General features: G+C 63.2%; 17 protein-coding genes and 1 riboswitch. Of the genes, 11 read left to right on the forward strand and 6 right to left on the reverse strand.

From position 1 onward, the window contains the following. Positions 1 to 79 precede the first annotated feature (79 nt). Positions 80 to 1534: a TolC family outer membrane protein gene (locus PSEST_RS02335; RefSeq protein WP_015275468.1), complete on the reverse strand. Its 1455-nt coding sequence runs from the start codon at positions 1532 to 1534 to the stop codon at positions 80 to 82. Between the two features lie 175 nt (positions 1535 to 1709). Next, a riboswitch (TPP riboswitch) is annotated at positions 1710 to 1816 on the forward strand. Between the two features lie 100 nt (positions 1817 to 1916). Between PSEST_RS02335 and thiC the strand changes: the two genes are divergently transcribed. Next, positions 1917 to 3797 (forward strand): phosphomethylpyrimidine synthase ThiC, encoded by a 1881-nt coding sequence (thiC, locus tag PSEST_RS02340; protein WP_003285206.1) that lies wholly within the window; start codon positions 1917 to 1919, stop codon positions 3795 to 3797. A gap of 57 nt (positions 3798 to 3854) precedes the next feature. Here the strand turns inward: thiC and PSEST_RS02345 are convergent, their stop codons facing one another. Continuing rightward, on the reverse strand, positions 3855 to 4592 hold the full coding sequence (locus PSEST_RS02345; RefSeq protein WP_015275469.1) for an RsiV family protein: 738 nt from the start codon (positions 4590 to 4592) through the stop codon (positions 3855 to 3857). A gap of 217 nt (positions 4593 to 4809) precedes the next feature. On the opposite strand from PSEST_RS02345, the gene PSEST_RS02350 reads away from it, so the two are divergent. The 9 genes from PSEST_RS02350 to PSEST_RS02390 all read left to right on the forward strand — a co-directional run bounded on the left by PSEST_RS02350 (position 4810) and on the right by PSEST_RS02390 (position 14298). Beyond that, positions 4810 to 5427, forward strand: coding sequence for an NUDIX domain-containing protein (locus PSEST_RS02350; RefSeq protein WP_015275470.1), 618 nt, complete (start codon positions 4810 to 4812; stop codon positions 5425 to 5427). Next, positions 5424 to 5870 (forward strand): DUF1249 domain-containing protein, encoded by a 447-nt coding sequence (locus PSEST_RS02355; RefSeq protein ID WP_015275471.1) that lies wholly within the window; start codon positions 5424 to 5426, stop codon positions 5868 to 5870. Before PSEST_RS02350 ends, PSEST_RS02355 begins: the two co-directional genes overlap by 4 nt. Before the next feature lie 153 nt (positions 5871 to 6023). Then, a complete protein-coding gene (gene cpdA, locus PSEST_RS02360) occupies positions 6024 to 6839 on the forward strand; it encodes a 3',5'-cyclic-AMP phosphodiesterase (RefSeq protein ID WP_015275472.1) in 816 nt (271 codons plus the stop codon). 166 nt (positions 6840 to 7005) lie between these two features. Continuing rightward, entirely contained in the window at positions 7006 to 7611 is a 606-nt protein-coding gene (locus tag PSEST_RS02365) for a YqiA/YcfP family alpha/beta fold hydrolase (protein ID WP_015275473.1), read from the forward strand. Positions 7612 to 7767: 156 nt separating this feature from the next. Continuing rightward, positions 7768 to 9654 (forward strand): DNA topoisomerase IV subunit B, encoded by a 1887-nt coding sequence (gene parE, locus PSEST_RS02370; RefSeq protein WP_041756425.1) that lies wholly within the window; start codon positions 7768 to 7770, stop codon positions 9652 to 9654. Beyond that, complete coding sequence (locus PSEST_RS02375) at positions 9651 to 10634, forward strand: esterase-like activity of phytase family protein (protein WP_015275475.1); 984 nt, start codon at positions 9651 to 9653, stop codon at positions 10632 to 10634. The genes parE and PSEST_RS02375 overlap by 4 nt, the downstream gene beginning before the upstream one ends. Then, the gene (locus PSEST_RS02380) at positions 10631 to 11158 is read left to right on the forward strand and encodes a retropepsin-like aspartic protease family protein (RefSeq protein ID WP_015275476.1); all 528 of its coding nucleotides are present in this window, start codon (positions 10631 to 10633) and stop codon (positions 11156 to 11158) included. The genes PSEST_RS02375 and PSEST_RS02380 overlap by 4 nt, the downstream gene beginning before the upstream one ends. After that, positions 11155 to 13407, forward strand: coding sequence for a DNA topoisomerase IV subunit A (parC, locus tag PSEST_RS02385; protein WP_015275477.1), 2253 nt, complete (start codon positions 11155 to 11157; stop codon positions 13405 to 13407). Before PSEST_RS02380 ends, parC begins: the two co-directional genes overlap by 4 nt. A gap of 183 nt (positions 13408 to 13590) precedes the next feature. After that, the gene (locus PSEST_RS02390) at positions 13591 to 14298 is read left to right on the forward strand and encodes a PqiC family protein (protein ID WP_015275478.1); all 708 of its coding nucleotides are present in this window, start codon (positions 13591 to 13593) and stop codon (positions 14296 to 14298) included. Positions 14299 to 14402: 104 nt separating this feature from the next. On the opposite strand, the gene PSEST_RS02395 is transcribed toward PSEST_RS02390, so the two are convergent. Continuing rightward, on the reverse strand, positions 14403 to 15935 hold the full coding sequence (locus PSEST_RS02395) for an AhpA/YtjB family protein (RefSeq protein ID WP_015275479.1): 1533 nt from the start codon (positions 15933 to 15935) through the stop codon (positions 14403 to 14405). A 201-nt stretch (positions 15936 to 16136) separates the two neighbouring features. On the opposite strand from PSEST_RS02395, the gene serB reads away from it, so the two are divergent. Beyond that, positions 16137 to 17351 (forward strand): phosphoserine phosphatase SerB, encoded by a 1215-nt coding sequence (serB, locus tag PSEST_RS02400; RefSeq protein ID WP_015275480.1) that lies wholly within the window; start codon positions 16137 to 16139, stop codon positions 17349 to 17351. A 108-nt stretch (positions 17352 to 17459) separates the two neighbouring features. Here serB and PSEST_RS02405 read toward each other — a convergent pair whose 3' ends face one another. The 3 genes from PSEST_RS02405 to PSEST_RS02415 form a co-directional block, all read right to left on the reverse strand. Continuing rightward, a complete protein-coding gene (locus tag PSEST_RS02405) occupies positions 17460 to 18533 on the reverse strand; it encodes an NAD(P)-dependent alcohol dehydrogenase (RefSeq protein WP_015275481.1) in 1074 nt (357 codons plus the stop codon). A 139-nt stretch (positions 18534 to 18672) separates the two neighbouring features. After that, positions 18673 to 20739 carry an EAL domain-containing protein gene (locus PSEST_RS02410; RefSeq protein WP_015275482.1) on the reverse strand — a complete coding sequence of 689 codons (2067 nt, stop codon included), beginning with the start codon at positions 20737 to 20739 and terminating at the stop codon, positions 18673 to 18675. Between the two features lie 61 nt (positions 20740 to 20800). After that, on the reverse strand, positions 20801 to 22642 hold the full coding sequence (locus PSEST_RS02415; protein WP_015275483.1) for a hypothetical protein: 1842 nt from the start codon (positions 22640 to 22642) through the stop codon (positions 20801 to 20803). Positions 22643 to 22785: the final 143 nt, after the last annotated feature.

Here is a 22785-nt window from a genome sequence, read left to right on the forward strand (position 1 = left end):
AGTACTTCGTTTCGCCTGGTGGCGGTGGGCTGCAGGTAGGCTTCAGCCCACCGAGCCACCGCTCAAGCGAGCCCCCGCTTCAATAATCCACACGCACCGGCTGGCCGATGGTCTGCGGCAGGTCCGGCGGCAGGAAGTCGGTGTCCGGGTTGTAGTCGGGCTTCAGGTACGCCGCCAATTGCTGCAAGTCGTCCGGGTTGAGTGTGCCGGCGGCCTGTTTCAGACGCAGGTTGTCGAGAATGTAGTCGTAGCGGGCGTTGTTGTAGTCGCGCACGGCGCCGTAGAGACGGCGCTGGGTGTCGAGTACGTCGACGATGTTGCGCGTGCCGACCTGATAGCCAATTTCCGTTGCCTCCAGCGCGCTCTGGTTGGAAATGATCGACTGCCGGCGGGCTTCGACCTGCTCGATATCGGTGTTCACCGCCCGATGCAGATTGCGTGTGGATTCGACCACCTGGCGGCGCAGACTTTCGCGTTGCTGCTCGCTCTGGCTGAGTTGGTAATAGGCCTCGCGACTCTGCGAGGTGGTCAGGCCGCCACTGTAGAGCGGGATGTTCAGCTGCAGGCCGATGCTGCGTTGTTCGACATCACCGGTGTAGCGCGGCATGTCGAAGCCCGGGATGTTCTGGGAATTGCTGAAACCCAGCGAGTCGTTGTCGCCCTTGCGATAGGACGCCACCGCATCGAGCGTCGGTGCATGGCCGGAGCGGCGCTGGCGCAGGGTTTCCTCGGCCGCGGTCACCGCGTAATTGACCGCCAGCAGGTTGAGGTTCTGCCGCGTCGCGGTATCGACCCAGGCCTTGGCCTCGTTTGGCGCTGGGGCCAGCACCGGCAGGGTGTGGCGGATGCCTTCGAGGGCGATGTACTCGCGGTTGGTCAGGGTGAACAGAGCCTGGAAGGCATCGTCAACCTGGCGCTGGGCGATGGAGCGGTTGGCCCGCGCGGTATCGAACCCGGCCTGGGCTTCGAGCACGTCCGTCTTGTCGGAGAGGCCGACCTCGAAGCGCTCGTTGGCCTGGTCGAGCTGGCGCTTGAATGCTGCTTCCTCGGCTTTTACCGCGGCCAGGTTGTCCTGCGCGCGCAGCACGGCGAAGTAGGACTGGGCGCTCTGCAGGATCAGGTCCTGCTCGGCGATGGAGTATTCGATTGCGGCCTGCTCGCTGACGGCTTGCGCGGCCTTGAGCTGGAACCAGCGATCGGCGCGGAAGATCGGCTGGCTCAGCGTCGCCTGATAGGCGGTGCCGCTGCGCGACAGCGATGTCGAACCTCGGCTGGTGTCGACGTCCGTTTCGGTGTCGCTCAGCTCTGCGCCGGCGCTGAGATTGGGCAGCAATCCAGCACGTGCCTGCGGCACGATTTCCTGGCGAGCGCGGAACTGCGCGCGAGCTGCAGCCAGGTCGGCATTGTTGTTGACGGCTTGCTGATAGACGCTGACCAGGTCGGTCTTGCTGGCGAGCGGGACGGTTTCCTGTGCCCAGGCTGCTCCGGCGGTGAGGGAGGCCACGGCGAGAGCCAGCGGGAGTCTGCGCAGCATGTTGGGTCCATCCTGAATAGAGCTGATGGGCAAGGCTAAGCGGCAGCTGTCAGGGGGTCAAGGCGCGTGTGCGAAGCAGGGTCGGATGGCGAATGTGGCTGGCCGAAATGACCGAACGGTCGACTACTTTCGCCCTCGGCATGGCGTTCCTACGGGGTCTTGATTAGACTCGATGGCGTTCTTGTCGGGGTGCCTTGAAGCGAAGGCTGAGATCGGAAAGTTCCGGATCCCGTTGAACCTGATCAGGTTAAGGCCTGCGTAGGGAACAAGATGTGCTCGCCAGTCGTTCGGCCAGCGCTCTCGGCGCCAGTCCCGGCGCACCCGACGCCCTTGCCATCCGTGTTTTCAGGTTCGCTCCGACAATTCTCTAGGAGCCAGCCTGATGCGTGTAGAACAACAGAACCTGAGTGAATCCGCCCAGGTCGACCAGCAGTCGATCCAACCCTTCCCGCGCTCGCAGAAAATCTATGTGCAGGGTTCGCGCCCGGATATCCGCGTGCCGATGCGCGAGATCAGCCTGGACGTGACGCCGACCGACTTCGGTGGTGAGATCAACGCCCCGGTCACCGTCTACGACACCTCCGGTCCCTACACTGACCCGAATGTGCAAATCGATGTACGCAAGGGCCTCGCCGACGTGCGCAGTGCCTGGATCGAGGAGCGCGGTGATACCGAGAAGCTGCCGGGGCTGACTTCCGAATTCGGCCAGCGTCGCCTCAACGATGCCGAGCTGACCGCCATGCGTTTTGCTCATGTGCGTCATCCGCGGCGGGCCAAGGCCGGGCACAACGTCAGCCAGATGCACTACGCGCGCAAGGGCATCATCACCCCCGAGATGGAGTACGTTGCCATCCGCGAGAACATGAAGCTGACCGAAGCTCGCGAGGCCGGACTGCTCAAGGATCAACACGCCGGGCATAGCTTCGGTGCCTCGATTCCGAAGGAGATCACGCCGGAATTCGTGCGTGACGAAGTGGCCCGCGGCCGCGCCATCATCCCGGCCAACATCAACCACACCGAGCTCGAGCCGATGATCATCGGCCGCAACTTCCTGGTGAAGATCAACGGCAATATCGGCAATTCGGCGCTGGGCTCCTCGATCGAAGAAGAGGTCGCCAAGCTGACCTGGGGCATCCGCTGGGGCTCGGACACGGTGATGGACCTGTCCACCGGCAAGCACATCCATGAGACCCGCGAGTGGATCATTCGCAACTCGCCGGTGCCGATCGGCACAGTGCCGATCTACCAGGCGCTGGAAAAGGTCAACGGCGTTGCCGAAGACCTGACCTGGGAGCTGTTCCGCGACACGTTGATCGAACAGGCCGAGCAGGGCGTCGACTACTTCACCATCCACGCCGGCGTACTGCTGCGCTACGTGCCGCTGACTGCCAAGCGCGTCACCGGCATCGTCTCGCGCGGTGGCTCGATCATGGCCAAGTGGTGCCTGGCGCATCACAAGGAGAATTTCCTCTACACCAACTTCGAGGAAATCTGCGAAATCATGAAGGCCTACGACGTCAGCTTCTCGCTGGGCGATGGCCTGCGTCCGGGCTCGATCGCCGATGCCAACGACGCCGCGCAGTTCGGCGAGCTGGAGACCCTCGGCGAGCTGACCAAGATCGCCTGGAAGCACGACGTGCAGTGCATGATCGAAGGTCCGGGTCACGTGCCGATGCACATGATCAAGGAGAACATGGACAAGCAGCTGGAATGCTGCGACGAAGCGCCGTTCTACACCCTCGGCCCGCTGACCACCGACATCGCGCCCGGTTACGACCACATCACCAGCGGCATCGGCGCGGCGATGATCGGCTGGTTCGGTTGCGCCATGCTCTGCTACGTCACGCCGAAGGAGCACCTCGGCCTGCCGAACAAGGATGACGTCAAGACCGGCATCATCACCTACAAGATCGCCGCGCACGCTGCTGATCTTGCCAAGGGGCATCCGGGTGCGCAGATCCGCGACAACGCGCTGTCCAAGGCGCGCTTCGAGTTCCGCTGGGAGGACCAGTTCAACCTCGGCCTCGACCCGGACACCGCGCGTGCCTTCCACGACGAGACGCTGCCGAAGGAATCGGCCAAGGTGGCGCACTTCTGCTCCATGTGCGGACCGAAGTTCTGTTCGATGAAGATCACTCAGGAAGTGCGTGAGTACGCTGCCGAGCACGGCCTGACCGACGAGCAGAAGGCCATCGAGGCCGGCTTCGCCGAGCAGTCCTCGCGTTTCAAGGACGAGGGTTCGGTGATCTACAAGCAGGTGTAACCAGCTGCCTGCAGGTGAGCCGAAGCGGGCCGGCAGATGCCGGCCCGCTTCGTATCCTCAGAGATATTCCGGCTTCAGAATGCCTTTGAGCTGTTCATGGGGAATGAACAGCTCGGGGTGACCGCTCGAGTACGGCGCAATGCTGTACACGTCATATTTGAGCAACACGCTGTCCTTGAGCAGCGCAACGTTCGCGGTTTGCTGGAACGGCCAGAACTCGAGGAATGCGGCATCCTGATCGTGTTCGTTCTCCACCAGCCAGCGCTGATGCGCCTGGCGCGCCGCCCGCCAGAAGTTGCCTTCCTGACCGGGGATCAGCAGATCTTCCAGGCGCAGCTCGCGGTGCTTCTTGCTGTCGTAGTTGATGAAGCCGCGACCGGGCATGCCGTGGGCGCCACCGACATACAGATAGCTGGAAAGCTCGACGACCAGAATGTTGCGGTGCTGGTCACGCAGCTTGGCCTGCAGATAACTGCTCCAGCCTGGTTCTGCCGTACGCAGAAAGCCTTGTTGATAGCTCTGCAAGGATTCGGGTAACCGATCATCCGGACCGTTGATCGTCATCCGACGCAGGCGCGCGTCGATCAGGCGGTTCAGTTCCGGCTCGTCGGCAAATGTCAGGCTATCGATGTTTACCAGCGGGCAGTTTTCTCCCTCGCAGCCCTTGGGCCGCTGTTCGGTAACGGTCTGGCGGACCTCCACCGGGCGTTCCGAAGCAAAGTGCTGGCAGCCGCCAAGCAGCATCGCAAGGCTGCTCAGTGCGATGAAATTGCGAATGTATGCGGTTGGAATCATGGTTCGTCCAGACATGGCAGTGCGCTTTCGATTGCCGGTCACACCCGAAGTTCGTGAGTTCCGGCTGGTTGGGCCCTCTTCGGTTACGGTGGTCTGCAAAGGGCTGCACCGGAGGCACTGCCGCGCTAGGCTTTGACGACAAAGCCGCTCACGATGTGACGGTTGCAGTCGTTCGCTGCCGTGTCCGGCGCGGATCAAACCGATATGAGTGGTGCCCATGAGCGAGACCTTCAAACCCGGCCCGGATGATGTCCAGATCCTCCGACGAGAGCAATGCTTCAGCGGCTTCTACCGGCTGGATCGTCTGCACCTGCGCCATCGCCAGTTCAACGGTGACATGGGCGCTGAGCTGAGTCGCGAGCTATTCGTCCGCCACGATGCGGTATGCGTGCTGCCCTATGATCCGCTACTCGATCGCGTGGTGCTGATCGAGCAGTTCCGGGTCGGTGCGCTGGGCAAGGTCGATAACCCCTGGCTGATCGAGCTGGTGGCAGGTCTGATCGACAAGGATGAGGCACCCGAAGAGGTTGCACGGCGCGAAGCTATCGAAGAGGCTGGGCTGCACCTGGGCGAGCTCTGGCCCGTCAGCCAGTATTTCCCGTCCCCTGGCGGCAGCGATGAGCGGGTGTATCTGTATGTCGGTCGCTGCGACAGCGAGGGTGCCGATGGGGTGTTCGGCCTGGCCGAGGAAGGCGAAGATATCCGCGTGCACGTCTGGTCGCTACCGGAGGCACTCCGCGCCGTCAATGATGGTCGTATCGACAATGCCGCCAGCATCATTGCCTTGCAGTGGCTGGCCTTGAATCGCGAGCAGGTGCGGGGGGCGTGGACATGAGAAAGACGCGCGAGCGTTACCGAGTCGACCTGCTCGAACTGCAGTCGGCCTGCGAGGCCAATTACCTACGCTTGATGCGGCTACTGCCAGGCATGCGCAGTGCTTGCGACGCACGGCGCATCGCGATCAGTCAGGGCGACATGTTGCTCGGTGTGCTGGTGCTGGAAGTGCTGGAGAGCTGCCCCTACACCACGACCTTGCAGGTCAGTCAGGAGCATTGCCTGACCTGGCTGCCCGTGCCGAAGATGGAAGTGCGCGTCTATCACGATGCACGCATGGCCGAGGTCATTCGTGCCGAGAATGCCCGGCGTTTTCGCGGGATCTATCATTATCCCAACGCACAGATGCACCAGCCGGACGAGAAGAACCAACTCAACCTCTTCCTCGGCGAATGGTTGGGCCACTGCCTGGCCTGCGGTCACGAGCTCGAACCGGTGCTCTGATTTTCCTTCGCCACCAATGGCGGACGGCGGTCCGCAACCGATCTCCTGGCAGGTATGCCGCACGGTTCTGTGACCCAGGCCCACTTCCGAGGTTTACCCTCCTAGCGGGCTCCTACCATAATTCCGTTGCGATTTAGCTCAAGGAGAAGGGCCTTGCCTGGTGCGACCCTGACTGCTGTTGAAGATTCGGTTCTGCTGGTGCAGCTCACCGATAGCCATCTGTTTGCCGAAGCGGACGGCAAGCTGCTGGGCATGAATACGTGCGACAGCCTGGAGCGTGTAATCGAGCTGGCCATCGACGAGCAGCCGCGCATCGATCTGGTCCTGGCCACCGGCGATCTGTCGCAGGATGGCTCGGTGGCGTCATACCAGCGGTTTCGTCGGCTTGCCGAGCGCATCGAAGCCCCGGCGCGCTGGTGTCCGGGCAATCACGACGAGCTGGCGGCGATGCGCGAGGCCAGTCGCGGCAGCGCGCTGATGGAGCCTGTGCTGGAGATCGGCGGCTGGCGCGTGGTGATGCTCGATACCCTGGTGGCGGGCTCGGTATACGGCATGCTGCGCAGCGACCAACTCGATCTGCTCGATCAGGCGCTCAGCGAGGCCCCGGCCCACCATCATCTGATCTGTCTGCATCATCATCCAGTGTCCATCGGCAGTCGCTGGATGGATACCATCGGGCTGCGCAACCCGGATGCGCTGTTCGAGGTGCTGGACCGTCATAGCAACGTGCGGGCATTGCTCTGGGGGCACATCCATCAGGAGTTCGATCACTGGCGCAACGACTTGCGTTTGCTGGCGTCGCCTTCCACCGGCGTGCAGTTCACACCGCAGAGCGAGGATTTCCAGGTCGACAGCGCAGCGCCAGGCTATCGCTGGTTGCGGCTGTACGCTGATGGGCGATTGGACACCGAGGTTTCCCGGGTCAGCGGTATCGAATTCGAAATCGATTACAGTGTGAAGGGTTATTGAAGGCTTGCGGCTCCTGAGCTCGCGCGGTGGACCATGGCGTCGGACGCAGCGAACCGTTTCTGCTTGTTTCCTATCCATCTACTGCCTTGCGCATGCGCGTTGCCGGTCTGCTTGCAGATGACAGCGCGTGCCTTGTAGCCTTGCGGTTTTTCTACAGGCTGTATCGATGTCCAGTGATTCGCCTTCGATCCTTTATATACACGGCCTCAACAGCTCACCGCTTTCGCAGAAGGCGAGCCAACTGTCCGCTGCGTTGGAAAAACTGGGTTTGGCCGAGCGGCTGCGGGTTCCTGCGCTGCACCATCATCCTCGGCAGGCCATCGCCCAGCTTGAGGCATGCATCAGCGAGCTCGGGCGGCCGCTGCTGGTCGGCAGCTCGCTTGGCGGCTACTATGCGACGCACCTCGCCGAGCGGCATGGCCTGAAGGCCTTGCTGATCAACCCGGCCGTGACTCCGCATCGTCGCTTCGACGGTTACCTCGGGCCGCAGACGAACCTGTACAGCGGGGAGGTCTGGGAGCTGACCGAGGATCATGTCGCCGCGTTGGCTGAACTGGAGACCGCGCCACCGCAGGATGCCGAGCGTTATCAGGTCTGGTTGCAGACTGCCGACGAAACGCTGGATTACCGTGACGCTGCACAGTTCTATCGTGGCTGTGCGCTGCGTATTCAGGCCGGTGGTGACCATGGTTTTCAAGGCTTCAGCGAGCGCTTGCCGGCGCTGCTGGCCTTTGCCGGCGTCGCGCCGCAAATATGGCTGGAGCAGCTCTGACGGGCATGCGATTCGGAGCAACGCTGCCTGATCATGCGGCTAGCCGTCCGGGCGGTTTCACCCATGCGGCCCCGTCGTTTCATTCCGGTCGGTGTGCTGTTTTTTTCACAGTCCGCAAGGGCCAATTGTTCAGAACATAAGGACAGTGCCAGACAGATGTCTTATACCGCAGAAGCCATCGAGGTTCTTTCCGGCCTCGATCCGGTGCGCAAGCGCCCGGGCATGTACACCGACACCTCGCGGCCCAATCACCTGGCCCAGGAAGTCATCGACAACAGCGTCGACGAGGCCCTCGCCGGGCATGCCCGTTCGGTCCAGGTGATCCTGCATCAAGACAATTCGCTGGAAGTGATCGACGATGGCCGCGGCATGCCGGTCGACATCCATCCGGAAGAGGGCGTGCCGGGGGTCGAACTGATCCTCACCAAGCTGCATGCGGGTGGCAAGTTCTCCAACAAGAATTACCAGTTCTCCGGCGGCCTGCATGGCGTCGGTATTTCGGTGGTCAATGCCTTGTCCACGCGGGTCGAAGTGACGGTCAAGCGTGATGGCAGCGAGTACCGTATGAGCTTTGCCGACGGCTTCAAGGCAACCGATCTGGAAGTCATTGGCAGCGTTGGCAAACGCAATACCGGCACCAGTGTGCGTTTCTGGGCCGACCCGAAATACTTCGACTCCCCCAAGTTTTCCATCAGCCGGCTCAAGCATGTGCTCAAGGCCAAGGCCGTGCTCTGCCCGGGGCTGAGCGTCAGCTTCGAAGACAAGGGCAGCGGCGAGAAAGTCGAGTGGCACTATGAGGATGGCTTGCGCTCGTACCTGGTCGACTCGGTCAGCGATTACCTGCGTCTGCCCGATGAGCCCTTTGTCGGCACGCTGGCCGGCAACACCGAGGCGGTGGACTGGGCGCTGCTGTGGCTGCCGGAGGGCGGCGAAAGCGTTCAGGAAAGCTACGTCAACCTGATCCCGACGGCCCAGGGTGGCACCCACGTCAACGGCTTGCGCCAGGGCCTGCTGGACGCCATGCGCGAGTTCTGCGAGTTCCGCAACCTGCTGCCGCGTGGGCTGAAGCTGGCGCCGGAAGACATCTGGGAGCGCATTGCATTCGTTCTCTCGATGAAGATGCAGGAGCCGCAGTTCTCCGGTCAGACCAAAGAGCGCCTGTCGTCGCGCGAAGCCGCCGCGTTTGTTTCCGGTGTGGTCAAAGACGCCTTCAGCCTGTGGCTCAATGCGCACCCGGAGCTGGGCATGCAACTGGCCGAGCTGGCGATCAACAATGCCGGGCGCCGGCTCAAGGCCGGCAAGAAGGTCGAGCGCAAGAAGATCACCCAGGGCCCGGCTCTGCCCGGCAAGCTGGCCGACTGCGCAGGGCAGGACCCGATGCGTGCCGAGTTGTTCCTCGTCGAAGGTGACTCGGCAGGCGGCTCGGCTAAGCAGGCGCGGGACAAGGAATTCCAGGCGATCATGCCGTTGCGCGGCAAGATCCTGAATACCTGGGAAGTCGACGGCGGCGAAGTGCTTGCCAGTCAGGAGGTGCATGACATCGCCGTGGCGATTGGCGTCGACCCCGGCGCTGCCGACCTGGGCCAGCTGCGTTACGGCAAGATCTGCATCCTCGCAGACGCCGACTCCGACGGTCTGCATATCGCCACGCTGCTGTGTGCCTTGTTCGTTCAGCATTTCCGCCCGTTGGTGGAAGCCGGGCACGTCTATGTCGCCATGCCACCGCTGTATCGCATCGACCTGGGCAAGGACATTTTCTATGCGCTGGATGAGGCCGAGCGTGACGGCATCCTCGAGCGTCTGGTCGCCGAGAAGCGCCGCGGCAAGCCCCAGGTGACGCGATTCAAGGGCCTCGGTGAGATGAACCCGCCGCAGCTGCGCGAGACCACCATGGACCCCAATACCCGCCGTCTGGTGCAACTGACGCTGGACGACTTCGAAGGAACGCGCGAGATCATGGATATGTTGCTGGCCAAGAAGCGCGCCGGCGACCGCAAGAGCTGGCTCGAGTCCAAGGGCAACCTGGCGGAGGTGCTGGTTTGATCCGCCGCTGGCTGACCTTGCTCAGTCTGGTTTCGGCACCGCTCTGGGCCAATGAGCCGGCAGCAGAGCTGAAGTTGCTCAGCGAGCATCCGGTAGAGGGAATGGCAGGCGGCAACCTTTCCGGGATGGCCTGGTGCGGCGATGCCCTGTGGGCCGTTTCCGATCGCGTGGACGATGCCTTGTTTCGCCTGGATACCAGTGTCTCGCCCTGGCAGGCAGAGCCCGAGCGCTTCGAGGTTGGTCCGCCGCCGGACAGTGGCTTGCCCTGGGGCATGCGTATGCGCGCCTGGGTCAGTGGTCATGTGCGTGGCGGTCATCTGGACTTCGAGGGCTTGAGCTGCGACAGCGCTGGCAACCGTTACGTGGTCAGCGAGGCCGATGCCGCGGTGCTGCGGGTTAGCCCGGCAGGTACGGCGGAGTGGTTGCGGTTGCCCGATTCGCTGGTCCGCCAGGCGCGGGCGAGCGGCATGCTCTGGCATTTCAATGCGCTATTCGAAGGCATCGCCGTCGACCCAAAGGCCGAACGCATGTGGCTGGCGGCCGAGCGAGAGCGCCGCGGCCTGCTGGTGCTGCATCGCAAGCAGAGCAGCTGGCAATGCACCGGTGGCTGCGTACTCATGGCCCAGGGTGGCAATCAGCAGCCGCCCGCCGCGCTGGGCGATACGCCGTTGCCGCGCAGTTTCTCGGCACTGGCGTTCTTCGGCGACAAACTGTTCGTGCTGGAGCCCTCTGCCTATCGCGTGTGCCGACGCAGTCCGGCGAACGGAGCGGTCGAGCGCTGCTGGTCTTTCGCTGGCGAAGCGTTGACCGACGAGCGCCGCTACGGCGAGCCCTATGGCAATGCTGAAGCACTCTGGGTCGATGCCGAAGGGGCGTGGATCGGCGTTGATAACAATGGCAAGGCGCGTGGCGATGGCGAGAAACGTCCGATCGTCTGGCGCTTCGCTGCGCCGGAGGGCGGCTGGATGGCCCGGCCGTGAGCCAGACAGCCGGGCGTCGTGCCGGGCGCGTGATGCTGGTGCTGGCCTGGGGCGCTGGGCTGTTCCTGGCCACTCGCTTCTTCGCGGCTTGGGAAGAAGGCCGAATCAACCCCAACCGCGAACCTGTGTCGCTGGTGCAGGGTGAGCAGGTAGAAGTACAGCTGGCCGGCAATGCCCAAGGGCATTTCGTCGCCAGCGGACGTATCAATGGTGAGCCGGTGACCTTTCTGCTCGATACCGGCGCCACCGATGTCGCCATCCCCGCTGAGCTGGCCGAGCGTCTGGGCTTGCAACGTGGCGCAGCGGTAATGCTGCACACCGCCAATGGCCAGACCACCGGCTATCGAACCGTGCTGTCGAGCCTGGATCTCGGTGACATTCGCCTGCACGACGTGCGTGCCCTCGTCGCCCCCGGCTTTCGCAGCGAACAGGTGCTGCTCGGCATGAGTGCCCTGAAACAACTTGAATTCACCCAGCGCGCCGGCACCCTGGTGCTGCGCCAGCATGTAACGGATCGACCATGAGCGAATCCCTCGACCTGAGCCTGGACGGCGTGGAGCGTCGCTCCCTTGCCGATTTCACCGAGCAGGCGTACCTCAACTACTCCATGTACGTGATCATGGATCGCGCACTGCCGCATATCGGCGACGGCCTGAAGCCCGTGCAGCGACGGATCATCTATGCCATGAGCGAGCTCGGCCTGAACGCCGACGCCAAGCACAAGAAGTCCGCGCGTACCGTGGGTGACGTGCTCGGTAAATTCCACCCGCATGGTGACAGCGCCTGTTACGAAGCCATGGTGCTGATGGCTCAGCCGTTCAGCTATCGCTACACGCTGGTCGATGGCCAGGGTAACTGGGGCGCCCCGGACGATCCCAAGTCCTTCGCCGCGATGCGATACACCGAGGCGCGGCTGTCGCGTTACTCCGAGGTGCTGCTCAGCGAGTTGGGGCAGGGCACGGTGGAGTGGGTACCGAACTTCGATGGCACCCTCGACGAGCCGGCGACCCTACCGGCGCGGCTGCCCAACCTGCTGCTCAACGGTACCACCGGTATCGCCGTGGGCATGGCCACGGACGTACCGCCGCATAACCTGCGGGAAGTGGCAGCCGCCTGCGTGCGTTTGCTCGATGAGCCTAGTGCGAGCGTGGAGCAGCTCTGCGAGCACGTGCGGGGTCCGGACTTTCCGACCGAGGCGGAGATCATCACCCCGCGCGCCGACCTGCTGAAGATTTACGAGACCGGCCGTGGCTCGGTACGCATGCGTGCGGTCTACCGGGTCGAAGACGGCGACATCGTGGTCACCGCGCTGCCGCATCAGGTGTCCGGTTCGAAAGTGCTCGAGCAGATCGCCGGGCAGATGCAGGCCAAGAAGTTGCCGATGGTGGCTGACCTGCGCGATGAATCCGATCATGAGAACCCATGCCGCATCGTCATCATCCCGCGCTCCAACCGAGTCGATGTGGAAGGGCTGATGCAGCACCTGTTCGCCACTACCGATCTGGAGTCCAGCTACCGGGTCAACGCCAACGTCATCGGTCTCGACGGTCGTCCGCAGGTGAAGAACCTGCGTACCCTGCTCAGCGAGTGGCTGACCTACCGCATCGGCACCGTGCGGCGCCGTTTGCAGTTCCGCCTGGACAAGGTCGAGAAGCGCCTGCACCTGTTGGAAGGTTTGTTGGTGGCCTTCCTCAATCTCGACGAGGTGATTCATATCATCCGTACCGAGGATCAGCCCAAGCCGGTGCTGATGGCGCGCTTCGAGTTATCCGAGCTGCAGGCCGACTACATCCTCGACACGCGCCTGCGCCAACTGGCGCGCCTGGAAGAGATGAAGATCCGCGGCGAGCAGGACGAGCTGGCCAAGGAGCGCGAGAAGCTGCTGGCGCTGCTGGGCAGCGAGGCCAAGCTGAAAAAGCTGGTACGCAAGGAGCTGCTGGCAGACGCAGAAACCTATGGCGACGCGCGTCGCTCGCCGATTGTCGAGCGTGCCGAGGCGCGGGCGTTGTCGGAGAACGAGCTGCTCCCTTCCGAGCCAGTGACCGTGGTGATTTCCGAGAAGGGCTGGGCGCGTTGTGCCAAGGGCCACGATATCGACGCCACGGGGCTTTCCTACAAAGCCGGCGACGGTTTCAAGACCGCAGCGGCGGGGCGCTCGAATCAGTACGCGGTGTTCATCGATTCTACCGGGCGCAGCTACTCGCTGGCGGCGCACTCCCTGCCGTCCGCGCGCGGCCAGGGCGAGCCGCTCACTGGCCGACTGGCACCGCCGCCGGGGGCGAGCTTCGAATGCGTGTTGCTGCCCGAAGATGATGCGCTCTACGTGATCGCTTCGGATGCCGGCTACGGGTTCGTCGTCAAGGGTGAGGATCTGCAGGCCAAGAACAAGGCCGGCAAGGCTCTGCTCTCGCTACCCAAGGGTGCCAAGGTCGTTGCGCCTCGACCGCTGGCCAGTCGCGATGACGACTGGTTGGCCGCTGTGACCACCGAGGGTCGCCTGCTGGTGTTCCCGGTCCGTGACTTGCCGCAGCTGGGCAAGGGCAAGGGCAACAAGATCATCGGTATCCCCGGCGAGCGCGTCGCCAGTCGTGAGGAGTACCTGATCGACCTCGCCCTGTTGCCGGCTGGCGCCACTCTGGTGTTGCAGGCGGGCAAACGCACACTGTCGCTCAAGGCCGAGGATCTGGAACATTACAAAGGCGAGCGTGGCAGGCGCGGTAACAAGCTGCCGCGGGGCTTCCAGCGCGTCGAGGGCCTGCTGGTCGAAGTGTGACAATGTGCATTGGCGCTGGAATCGAAGGCCGCTTTCACGGAAGATAGCGGCCTTTCCAGCCTGTGGCATTTGGCCCGGTGCTTTCTTTCGCGTCGGCGGAGTCGATTGTTTGGTGCGCTTTGAGCGCAAGGCTTCGTTGGCTTACGAGTCAAGAGCGGCCTGAACTTTGGTGTTATGACGGTAATGAAGAACTTGCTGCGTGTTCCGACTGTTTTGTTGCTCGCCAGCATTGGCCTGACCGGCTGTGTTGGCCTGCAGCCGGCTCCGATGTATCGGCTGGACAGCGGTACGACCGAGATGCCGGAGCGCACCGACGGTGCCGCCGTGTTGTTGGCGCCGGTTACCCTGGCCGACTATCTGCAGCGCGACGCGCTGCTCCAGCGCCTGGCCGATGGCAGCTTGGCTGCCAACGATCAGCAGGCGCGTTGGGCGGGCAGCCTGCAGGCCGACATCGAGCAGCTGCTGCTACGCCAACTGGCCTGGCGCCTGGATACGCAAAGCCTGGTGCTCGGTCCGGCAGATGATGGGTTTGCACCGGAAGTGCAGATCGAGCTGTCCATCACCCGTCTCGATTCGGGGCCTGCATACCCGGCGGTGCTGGAGGCACAGTGGCGTCTGCGAGACAAGGAGGGCAAGCATCTGGGCAGCCGTCTGGTGCGTCTGCAGGAAGAGCATCAGGGTGGTGCGTCCGACCAGGTAAGAGCGCAGAGCGTACTGCTGCAGCGCTTGAGCGAGATGGTCGCTGGCGCCGTCGAACCCGCGTTGGTCGCCAAGAATCCACCGAAGCCCGCGCCGGTCAAGCCGCGGGTGAACCGATCAGCCGAGGCCCCTGCACCGCGCATTCCCGCGGCGGAGCCGATCCGGACCGACATGGAAGTGTTCCGCTTCTGAGCTGGACAGCGACGCATCTTCAATAAAAAAAGCCCGATCAGTCAGTCTGGTCGGGCTTTTTGCTTTCTGCTGACTCCCCGCGCTGGTCGCGGTCTCGAGGCCTGTCAGAGCGCGCGGCTGCGCAGCTCGTGCATGCGTGCGAGCTGGCGCTCGAGCAGCGAGGGATAGGGGTCGAGCAGGCGCTCGACGCAGCAGGCGCCTTCGGGACTGGCAATTGGGCGAATGCGCGCGCGCTGTTGGATAAGTCGATCATCGCTGATGCTGCGTTCGACCAGCAGCAGGTTGCGGCTATGCAGCGACATTTCCAGGGCAGCCTGCGCTGGCTCGCTGAGCAGCAGATCGCCCTGGCTCAGGTCGAACAGGTTGTCACCCTGGGTCAGGCCAAGCTGCAGTTGCAGGCTAATGCCGATGTCTGCGACGTCGATCTGCAGAGCATGGCCGAGGGCCCGCATCAACTCGCCGCAGCAGATCGCGTGGGTCAGGTAATTCTGCTCGTCGTCCTGACTGTGGAACAGCATCAGGCTGCTGCCATCATTGAGGGTGTGCAGTTCGGCCTGGTAAAGCGTGGCGGCCTGCTGCAGGCAGTCGCGATAGCGCTGCAGCAGCTCGGTCAGGCGAGGCCGCGGCAGGCGGCGCAGTTGCTCCTGTCCGCCGAGCTGGATAGCCAGGACTGCGCTGCGAGTCGGTTGCGCTGGTTTTGGTGCCGGTACAGCACTGCTCGACAGGGGCGAGGTGTCGAATGCAACCTCGTCGTCGAGCATTTCCAGATCGTCATCATCCGGGTTTGCCGAAAAGCGGGGCGGGCGCTGCGGCTGCTCGTCCAGCTCGATATCGAAGCGATCCGGCTGTTTCGCGAAGGATGGCTCGCTGCTGCCGCGATCGTCATCCTGTTCGAAATAGTCGTCTTCGAGAGCGTCGCTCAGATCCAGCTCCGGTTCAGGCTTCTCCGGCACCAGGCGAGCCTGCAGTTGCCGTGCAAGATCACCAATCTCGTCCTGGCGTCCAGCACCCGGGGCGGGGTCGTCCGGGTCGCGGAGCCACAGACGCAACTGCATCAGCGGCGTCGCCAGCTGCCGGCCCAGGCGCAGGCTGAGGATCAGCGTCAACGCCAGCAGAATCAGGCTGAGCAAGCCCATGCTTTGCAGGCTGATGGTCATCGGTTGCTGGAACTGCTGCATGTCGAGGCTGACGCGCAGGTGCCCGGCAATCACCTCCTGAAAGCTGATCGGAGTCGAATACAGGCCGGAGTCGTCACCGAGCAGGCCTTGTTGAGGACGCGTGCCGGATTCGGCAAGCACGCGGTTATCGACGCTATAGATTGCCGCATGGGCGACCAGCGGGTTCTTTACCAGATTACTGAGCAGCACGTTGAGGCTGAGAATGTCGTTGGCCACCAGCAGGTCGGTGGCCGAGGCGGCCGTCTGGGTGATCAGGCTCTGGCCGAGAGCGTCGGCCTGTTGCTCCATGGCGTGCTTGAACTGCATGCCGATCACCCACGCGTAGATGACCAGCGCCAGCGCCACCAGTAGCAGCGTGTGGGCGGCAATACGCAATACCAGCGGCACACGGTGCTGGCGCGCTGCGCGATAGAGCATCAGGAAGAAATTGTCTGGCTTTACGGATGCGGGCCGGTTCACAGAGCGCGGCTCTTCTCGTCGGGAAATTGCCGAGCAGTATACGTAAAGCGCAGGAGGCGCTGAAGGTCTGCGCCTGCAAGCTGACGAATTGCGTTGAAACCGGCACTAACCTGCCTGATTGTGCTGGCGCACCGCCTGCCCAGTGTTCGGGTCAGCTGAGGTAGAATGCCGGCCTTCATTGCCTGTCATGGGAGCTGCGCCTTGCGCGAAATTGTCCTGATCAATATCACCGGTGAAGACCGCCCGGGCCTGACCGCGGCCATTACCGGCGTGCTCGCCCAGGGTGGCGTGAACATCCTCGACATCGGCCAGGCAGTGATCCATGACACCCTGTCGTTCGGCATCCTCATCGAGATTCCGGATAACGAGCGCGCCTCGTCGGTGCTAAAGGACGTGCTGTTCATGGGCTACAAGCACGATCAGCAGGTGCGCTTCACGCCTGTCGCAGAGGCCGACTATCAGCATTGGGTGGCCGGGCAGGGCAAGCCTCGGCACATTGTCACGCTGCTGACGCGCAAGGTCACTGCCGAGCAGCTGCAGCGGGTAAGTTCGATCACCGCCAAATACGGCCTCAATATCGACCATATCGATCGGCTGTCCGGACGCATGCCGCTGGACATGCCGGAAGAACTGGGCAAGGGCTGCATCGAGTTCTCGGTGCGCGGCGAGCCGGCTGATACTGCGGCCCTGCGCGCCGAGTTCCTCAGTGTGGCGCAAGAGCTCAACGTCGATATCGCCTTCCAGCGCGATTCGGTCTACCGGCGCAACCGTCGTCTGGCCGTATTCGACATGGACTCGACCCTGATCGAGGCCGAGGTCATCGACGAGCTGGCCAAGGCGGCCGGGGTTGGCGAGCAGGTTTCCGAGATCACCGAGCGTGCGATGCGTGGCGAACTGGATTTCCGTGCCAGCTTCAAGGAGCGTCTGGCGTTGCTGGAGGGACTGTCGGAGGACGTGCTCGCCGATATCGGTGCCAGCCTGCGCCTGACCGAGGGCGCCGAAGTACTGTTCGCCGAGCTCAAGCGTCTGGGTTACAAGACGGCGATTCTGTCCGGCGGCTTCAGCTACTTCGCCAAGCAGCTGCAGGCAAAGCTCGGCATCGATTACGTGTTCGCCAACGAACTGCAGATCGAGAACGGCAAGGTCACCGGCGTGGCGGTGGAGCCAATCGTCGATGCGCAGCGCAAGGCTGACCTGCTGCGCCAGCTGGCCGAGCAGGAAGGTTTGTGTCTGGAGCAGACCATTGCTGTAGGGGATGGCGCCAACGACCTGCCGATGCTCGGCCTGGCCGGGCTGGGCGTCGCCTTCCGCGCCAAGCCGCTGGTCAAGCAGTCGGCCAAGCAGGCGATTTCCACCCTCGGCCTGGACGGCATCCTCTATCTGCTGGGCTTTCGAGACCGCGAAGGCTCGGAGTAAAAGCGGGCGCAGGCTTCAAGCGAAAAGCGCCAAGAGCAACGAAGCCCTGAGTCGATGCCGATTCAGGGCTTTCTATTTGTCGTCCGCTGCTTGTGGGATTTCCTTGCCTCAGGGTTTGATCGCCACTTTCAGCACACCGTCGCGCTGATTGGCAAACAGGTCGTAGGCGTCGGTGATGTTGTCCAGCGCATATTTATGCGTCACCAGCAGGCCCAGATCGACGCGTCCGGACGCGACCACATTGAGCAGCCGCCGCATACGCTCCTTGCCGCCCGGACACAGCGAGGTGACGATCTTGTTGTCACCCAGGCCGGCATGGAAGGCGCCTAGCGGAATGGTCAGATCGCTGGAGTAGACGCCCAGGCTGGACAAGGTGCCGCCCGGCTTGAGCACGCGCAGGGCGCTCTCGAAGGTCGATTGCAGGCCCAGCGCTTCGATCGAAGCGTCGGCACCGCGTCCGCTGGTCAGCTTGAGCACCTCGTCCACTACATCGACGTTGCGGAAATTGAGCGTCACATCGGCGCCCATCTTGCGCGCGATATCCAGGCGCGCATCGACACCGTCGACGGCGATGATGGTACTGGCGCCGCGCAGCTTGGCCCCGGCGGTGGCGCACAGACCGATAGGCCCCTGGGCGAAGATCACCACGATGTCGCCGATCTTGATGTTGGCGGCCTCGGCGCCGGCGAAGCCGGTGGACATGATGTCGGGGCACATCAGCACCTGCTCGTCGGTCAGACCGTCCGGCACCGGTGCCAGGTTGGCCTGGGCATCGGGCACCAGCACGTACTCGGCCTGGGTGCCGTCGATGGTGTTGCCGAAGCGCCAGCCGCCCATGGGCTTGTAGCCGTGGCACGAGCAGCCGCCATCCTGCGAGGGAAGGCCGTCCTGGCAGGCGTAGGAGGTGAAACTCGGGCAGATCGCGCCGGCGATCACCCGCTGGCCTTCCTGATAGCCCTTGACGTTGCTGCCCAGTTTTTCGATGACGCCCACCGGTTCATGACCGATGGTCAGCCCAGCGGCTACTGGATATTCCCCTTTGAGGATGTGCACATCGGTGCCACAGATGGTGGTCGTGGTGATGCGCAGCAGGGCGTCGTTGGGTCCGATTTCGGGGATGGGCTTGTCCTGCAGCTCGATACGGCCCGGTTCTACGAACACGGCGGCTTTCATCATGGCCATGGTGGGACTCCTTTTGGATTCGAAGGCGTCCAAACACTCTAGCCCAGCGGCACGTCCGGCGGATGACCGCGGTCAAGCCGCGCTCGATTGGGCGGGGCGCACATGCCGGGGGCTGAACCATGTCAGCCCCGCATCGGAGTTACTCTTCGTCGGAGGAGAAGTCGTAGTCCATCGACTGGCTAGGGCCTTGCAGGTAGTGGCCCTGGATGTAGCTGACGCCGGCTTGCCAAAGCGTGGCGAGCACGGTGGCGCTTTCGACGAAGGGTACGATGCTCTGCTTCTGCTGCTCGTGCAGATCGGCAAGCAGCGTCTTCAGCGCTTCCTGGTTTTCCTGGCGGGTGAGGTCCTGGGTGTAGGAACCGTCGACCTTGATGAAGCCGGCGTCGAGGTGCTTGAGCGTATTGAACGGGTTGAGCACGCAGCCGAACTGGGCCAGTCCGATATGGCAGCCGAGCCCCCTCAGTCCCTGAGCCAACGCCTTGGCAGGCTTCAGATAAGCCACGGCATCGGCTTCACCGAACTCGAACACCAGTGAGTCGCCTGGAAGACGCGATGCTTTCAATACCACGCCAAGCCATGGCAGCAGGCTGGGGTCCTGCAGACTGGCGGCGCAAAGGTGCAGGAACAGCCGCGTGCGATGCCCTTTGGCGCGATGCTCGGCCAACAGCTTGATGGAATTGAGGATTACCCAGCGATCAATCTTGGCGGACAGCCCGACATCGGCAGCGGTGCTGAGAAACTCGTTCGGCGGAACCTCTGCTCCCTGCGGGTCGAGCAGGCGCAGGAGAACTTCGTAATGCTCGAAGCTGTCGCCACGCAGGCTGATGATCGGCTGGAACAGCAAACGAAAACTGTTGTTTTCCAGCGCTTGCCTGAGCATCGCGGCGATGTCGCCACGGTTGGCTGCAGCGGCCAGCTCGTCTGCCGGATCGTAGATCTTCAGCGCATTGCCGTCGCTCAGTTCGTCAGCGCAGCGATGGGCGCGCTCGATCGCGTCCTGCGCCTTGGCGGTTTTTTCGTCCAGCCCGGCGACGCCGATGCTCAAGGTTGTCTGCACCGTACGCCCGCCAACATCGAGCAGATGGCCTTCGACCTTGCTCAGCAACTTGCGCAGCTCCGGCTCGGCCAGCTGCGGAATGACCCCCGGCTGCAGTACGGTAAAGACGTCGTCGGCGAAGCGAGCCAGCTGGGTTTCGGCGGGGAAGTGGCCGCGTAGCAGAATGGCCAGCTGGTTGAGCAGCTGGTCGGAATCGGTCAGGCCTATTTCGGCCTGCAATGCAGCGAAGCGATCGATCCGGATATAGGCGAGGCTGGCGGTCTGGCCGGCATTGACGGCGCGCTCGACGGCGGCATCCATCACCTCGAGAAAACTGTTGCGGTTGAGCAGGCCGGTGACCGGGTCCTGGCTGCTGATCTCGCGCAGTTTCTGCAGTTCGGCGCTGTCGTTCTCGGCGCGGATGACCACCTGAATGCAGGGTTCGCCGTCATACGCCGCTGGCGAGAAATGCATGCGCGTCTTGAGCGTTTCACCATCGGCACGAACGCCGCCGCAGGCGAGTTCGGCACTGCCTTCGAGGGTCTGGTAGTTCTTCAGGAATGCCTTGAAGGTGCTCTGATCGCTGCCGCTGATCAGGTCGATCATCGGCATGCCTTCGAGGTCTTCCACGTCGGCGTAGCCGAACAGCTCCAGGTAGGCGCGGTTGGCGTAGATATGCATACCGTCATGGACGTAGGCGATGGCGTCCACGGAGCTGTCGAGCAGCAATTGGCAGCGTTTTTCCGCTTCGCGCAGGGCGACCTCGGCCGAGCGGCGCGCGCGGCGCTCCTCGAGGTTGGCCAGCTCACGATTGGCCACCAGCAGCAGCCATTCATCCTCACCTTGCGGCAGCGCATCCTGCGCACCGAGCATGAGTGCATCGGTGATCGCTTCGGCATCGTTGCCAGCGGTCAGCTGGATGATCGGGATGTCCTTGGCCTGCCGGCGGATGGCGGCTATCGCTTCGCTGGGGTCGAGATTTTCGCTCTGCGGTGCGTTGATCAGCAGGTCCCAGGTCTGTTTCAGGGCTTCAGCCAGATCGTCGCTGGAGGTGAGACGATGCACTCGGGTCGCCTGTCCGGCATTGCGGAAGAGACTGACCAGTCGCTCGGCTTCGTTCTGCGAGTCTTCGAGGATCAGCAGACGGATGGTTTTCTTTTGCAGGGCCATGGCAACAGCTTAAGTGCGCGCCGAGAGGGCGCGGGCAGGCAAGAATGCGAGAGTCGGCAATCTACAGCGACTTCCAGAGTGAGTCAAAATCTTCATCCCCGCTCGTCGTGTGGCCTTTCCAGCCTGTGACGGGGGTCTCTCGCCCTGAAGAGGCCTGTCCGATGGTGCGGTATTCGAACTGGTTGTAGTTGCCCGTGCTGGCCCGGCGGCGGTCCAGTACGGCGCGCTGTTCCTCACCGTTACGGTTGATCTGCACCTTGTGACCTTCCTGGAACGGCAGGCGCGGGGCGATCAGCATCGCCGGCTGGGATATCGCTGCGATCTCCGGCAACAGCAGGGCCCGGAGGTATTCGCTGCCCTGATCCACCTTGCGCAGCAGGCGCAGGCCGCATGGCTGGGCGTGGGGAGCGATCAGCTGGACGCCCATCTGGGTGCTGCCGCCGCGGACCTGACGAATCCAGCGCACCACGGCAATGCTCCAGCTCTGCGCGGCGCCTTCGCGCAACCCCAGTAGCTCGCCGGCCTGTAACTGGCTCGGTACTTCCCCCTCCCAGGCCAGGCAGTAGCCGCCGGGGCTGTGGTCCACGAGCTGGATTTGGTAGATGGGATAGCTCTCGGTTGTGGTAGAGCGCTGAGATGCTGCGCTAGCGGCTGCCTTTGCGCGGGTTGCAGGCGCTGGGCGAGGAAGGTCGGGTCTGACGAACTCGATGTGGTCATGCATCGGCAGCAGCTCGGCGCTACTGCTTTGCGCATCGAAAGCATTGGCCCAGACGTCCGCCGCGCCATTGTGCAGCTTGAAGACTGCGCAATTGGAGCTGTGCGGCAGCTCGAGCACCTCGTTGAACGGCCGTTGACCGGCAAGCTCGTAGTGCAGTGCAGTCATGCCGATACACAGGGTCATCGTGCCTTGAGCCGGAATGCGCTGGAAGGTGCGCTCGGAAATGGCACCCCAGGCCGAGCTCAGATGGCGCAGCAGGTCGTCATCCAGCCCGGTTGCCGCGGGAAGACGCGTCAGCTGACGGTTGTCGGCGGCCAGTCGCAGATGCTCGTCGATGACCTCGACCAGCATCGAGGTATCGATACCGAGCAGGTTCTGCTGATCGCGGTCGGGAAACAGTGACCGGTAGCGCGGCGCTCCATCGACTACTGGCGAGAACAGGAACAGGCTGCTCGGCACGCTGGCAACCTGAACACTGGCCATTGCGCTCCACGCCTCTAGCGCAGCAGCGAGTTTGACGATGCTCTGCTGGCGCATCTGGTTGCAGCGGGCACAGCCGAGCAGCAGCGAAGCCAGGTAGATCTGCTCCGCGCTCAGTCCCTGGGCATGGCGCGCCAGCGGATCGCGGATGAGAAGGCGCTCGGTTCCCTGCTCGACTGCCAGCTGGTAAAGCTGATGCAGTTCGAGCCACAGGCCGGGAGCGGCCGGACCATAGAGTTGCGTGGAGCGGATCAGTAGAGCGCCCAAGCTGTGTATGGCGCGCTGCAGGGCAACCGAAAGCAGCTGCTGGCGGTCCCGCTCGGGTTGCGCGACCACGCGCACGACGATCAGCTTGTAACCGACGGCAAGGTGGTTCTGCAGCGCCTGGCAGAGCCCCGCAACCTTGCGTGGTCGCTCACTGAGGACGATAGGCTGGTTGACGTAGTGCTTTTCCAGCTGTGTGCAGACGAAATGAACGTCCGGCCGCAGCAGCTCGAGCAACTGCAGGCGCGTTTCCGAGGCGATGCGTAACTGGTTGAGCTCGATCAGCGCCTGATAGAGCTGTCGCGCGGTTTCGCCGATGTTGGCCTTGGGCAACCCGGCAAGCCAGCCTGCCACCCCGCGAACGCTGGCGTCGCAGAAGGACAGGCTCTGCCGAGTCGGTGCGGGTGCGCGCAACAGCAGATGGTGGCTCTGTCTATCCAAAACGGGAGGGCTCCGCGGCGGCTCAGGGCATAGGTAAATGTGAACTCTATCAATATCTGCCGCGCAGGGCAGGACTAAATGATGGCTCAGTGATATTACCCGACATTCGGCACCCGTCGACTACCGAATTGTCGCGCCAGCCC

The sequence above is a fragment of the Stutzerimonas stutzeri RCH2 genome (genome assembly GCF_000327065.1).
GTDB lineage: Bacteria > Pseudomonadota > Gammaproteobacteria > Pseudomonadales > Pseudomonadaceae > Stutzerimonas > Stutzerimonas stutzeri_AE.

Bases quoted from the DNA above. Each gene is read 5' to 3' on its own strand.
- PSEST_RS02335 (WP_015275468.1), bottom strand. From the start codon at position 1,534: ATGCTGCGCAGACTCCCGCTGGCTCTCGCCGTGGCCTCCCTCACCGCC.
- thiC (WP_003285206.1), top strand. From the start codon at position 1,917: ATGCGTGTAGAACAACAGAACCTGAGTGAATCCGCCCAGGTCGACCAG.
- PSEST_RS02345 (WP_015275469.1), bottom strand. From the start codon at position 4,592: ATGATTCCAACCGCATACATTCGCAATTTCATCGCACTGAGCAGCCTT.
- PSEST_RS02350 (WP_015275470.1), top strand. From the start codon at position 4,810: ATGAGCGAGACCTTCAAACCCGGCCCGGATGATGTCCAGATCCTCCGA.
- PSEST_RS02355 (WP_015275471.1), top strand. From the start codon at position 5,424: ATGAGAAAGACGCGCGAGCGTTACCGAGTCGACCTGCTCGAACTGCAG.
- PSEST_RS02365 (WP_015275473.1), top strand. From the start codon at position 7,006: ATGTCCAGTGATTCGCCTTCGATCCTTTATATACACGGCCTCAACAGC.
- parE (WP_041756425.1), top strand. From the start codon at position 7,768: ATGTCTTATACCGCAGAAGCCATCGAGGTTCTTTCCGGCCTCGATCCG.
- parC (WP_015275477.1), top strand. From the start codon at position 11,155: ATGAGCGAATCCCTCGACCTGAGCCTGGACGGCGTGGAGCGTCGCTCC.
- PSEST_RS02390 (WP_015275478.1), top strand. From the start codon at position 13,591: ATGAAGAACTTGCTGCGTGTTCCGACTGTTTTGTTGCTCGCCAGCATT.
- PSEST_RS02405 (WP_015275481.1), bottom strand. From the start codon at position 18,533: ATGGCCATGATGAAAGCCGCCGTGTTCGTAGAACCGGGCCGTATCGAG.
- PSEST_RS02410 (WP_015275482.1), bottom strand. From the start codon at position 20,739: ATGGCCCTGCAAAAGAAAACCATCCGTCTGCTGATCCTCGAAGACTCG.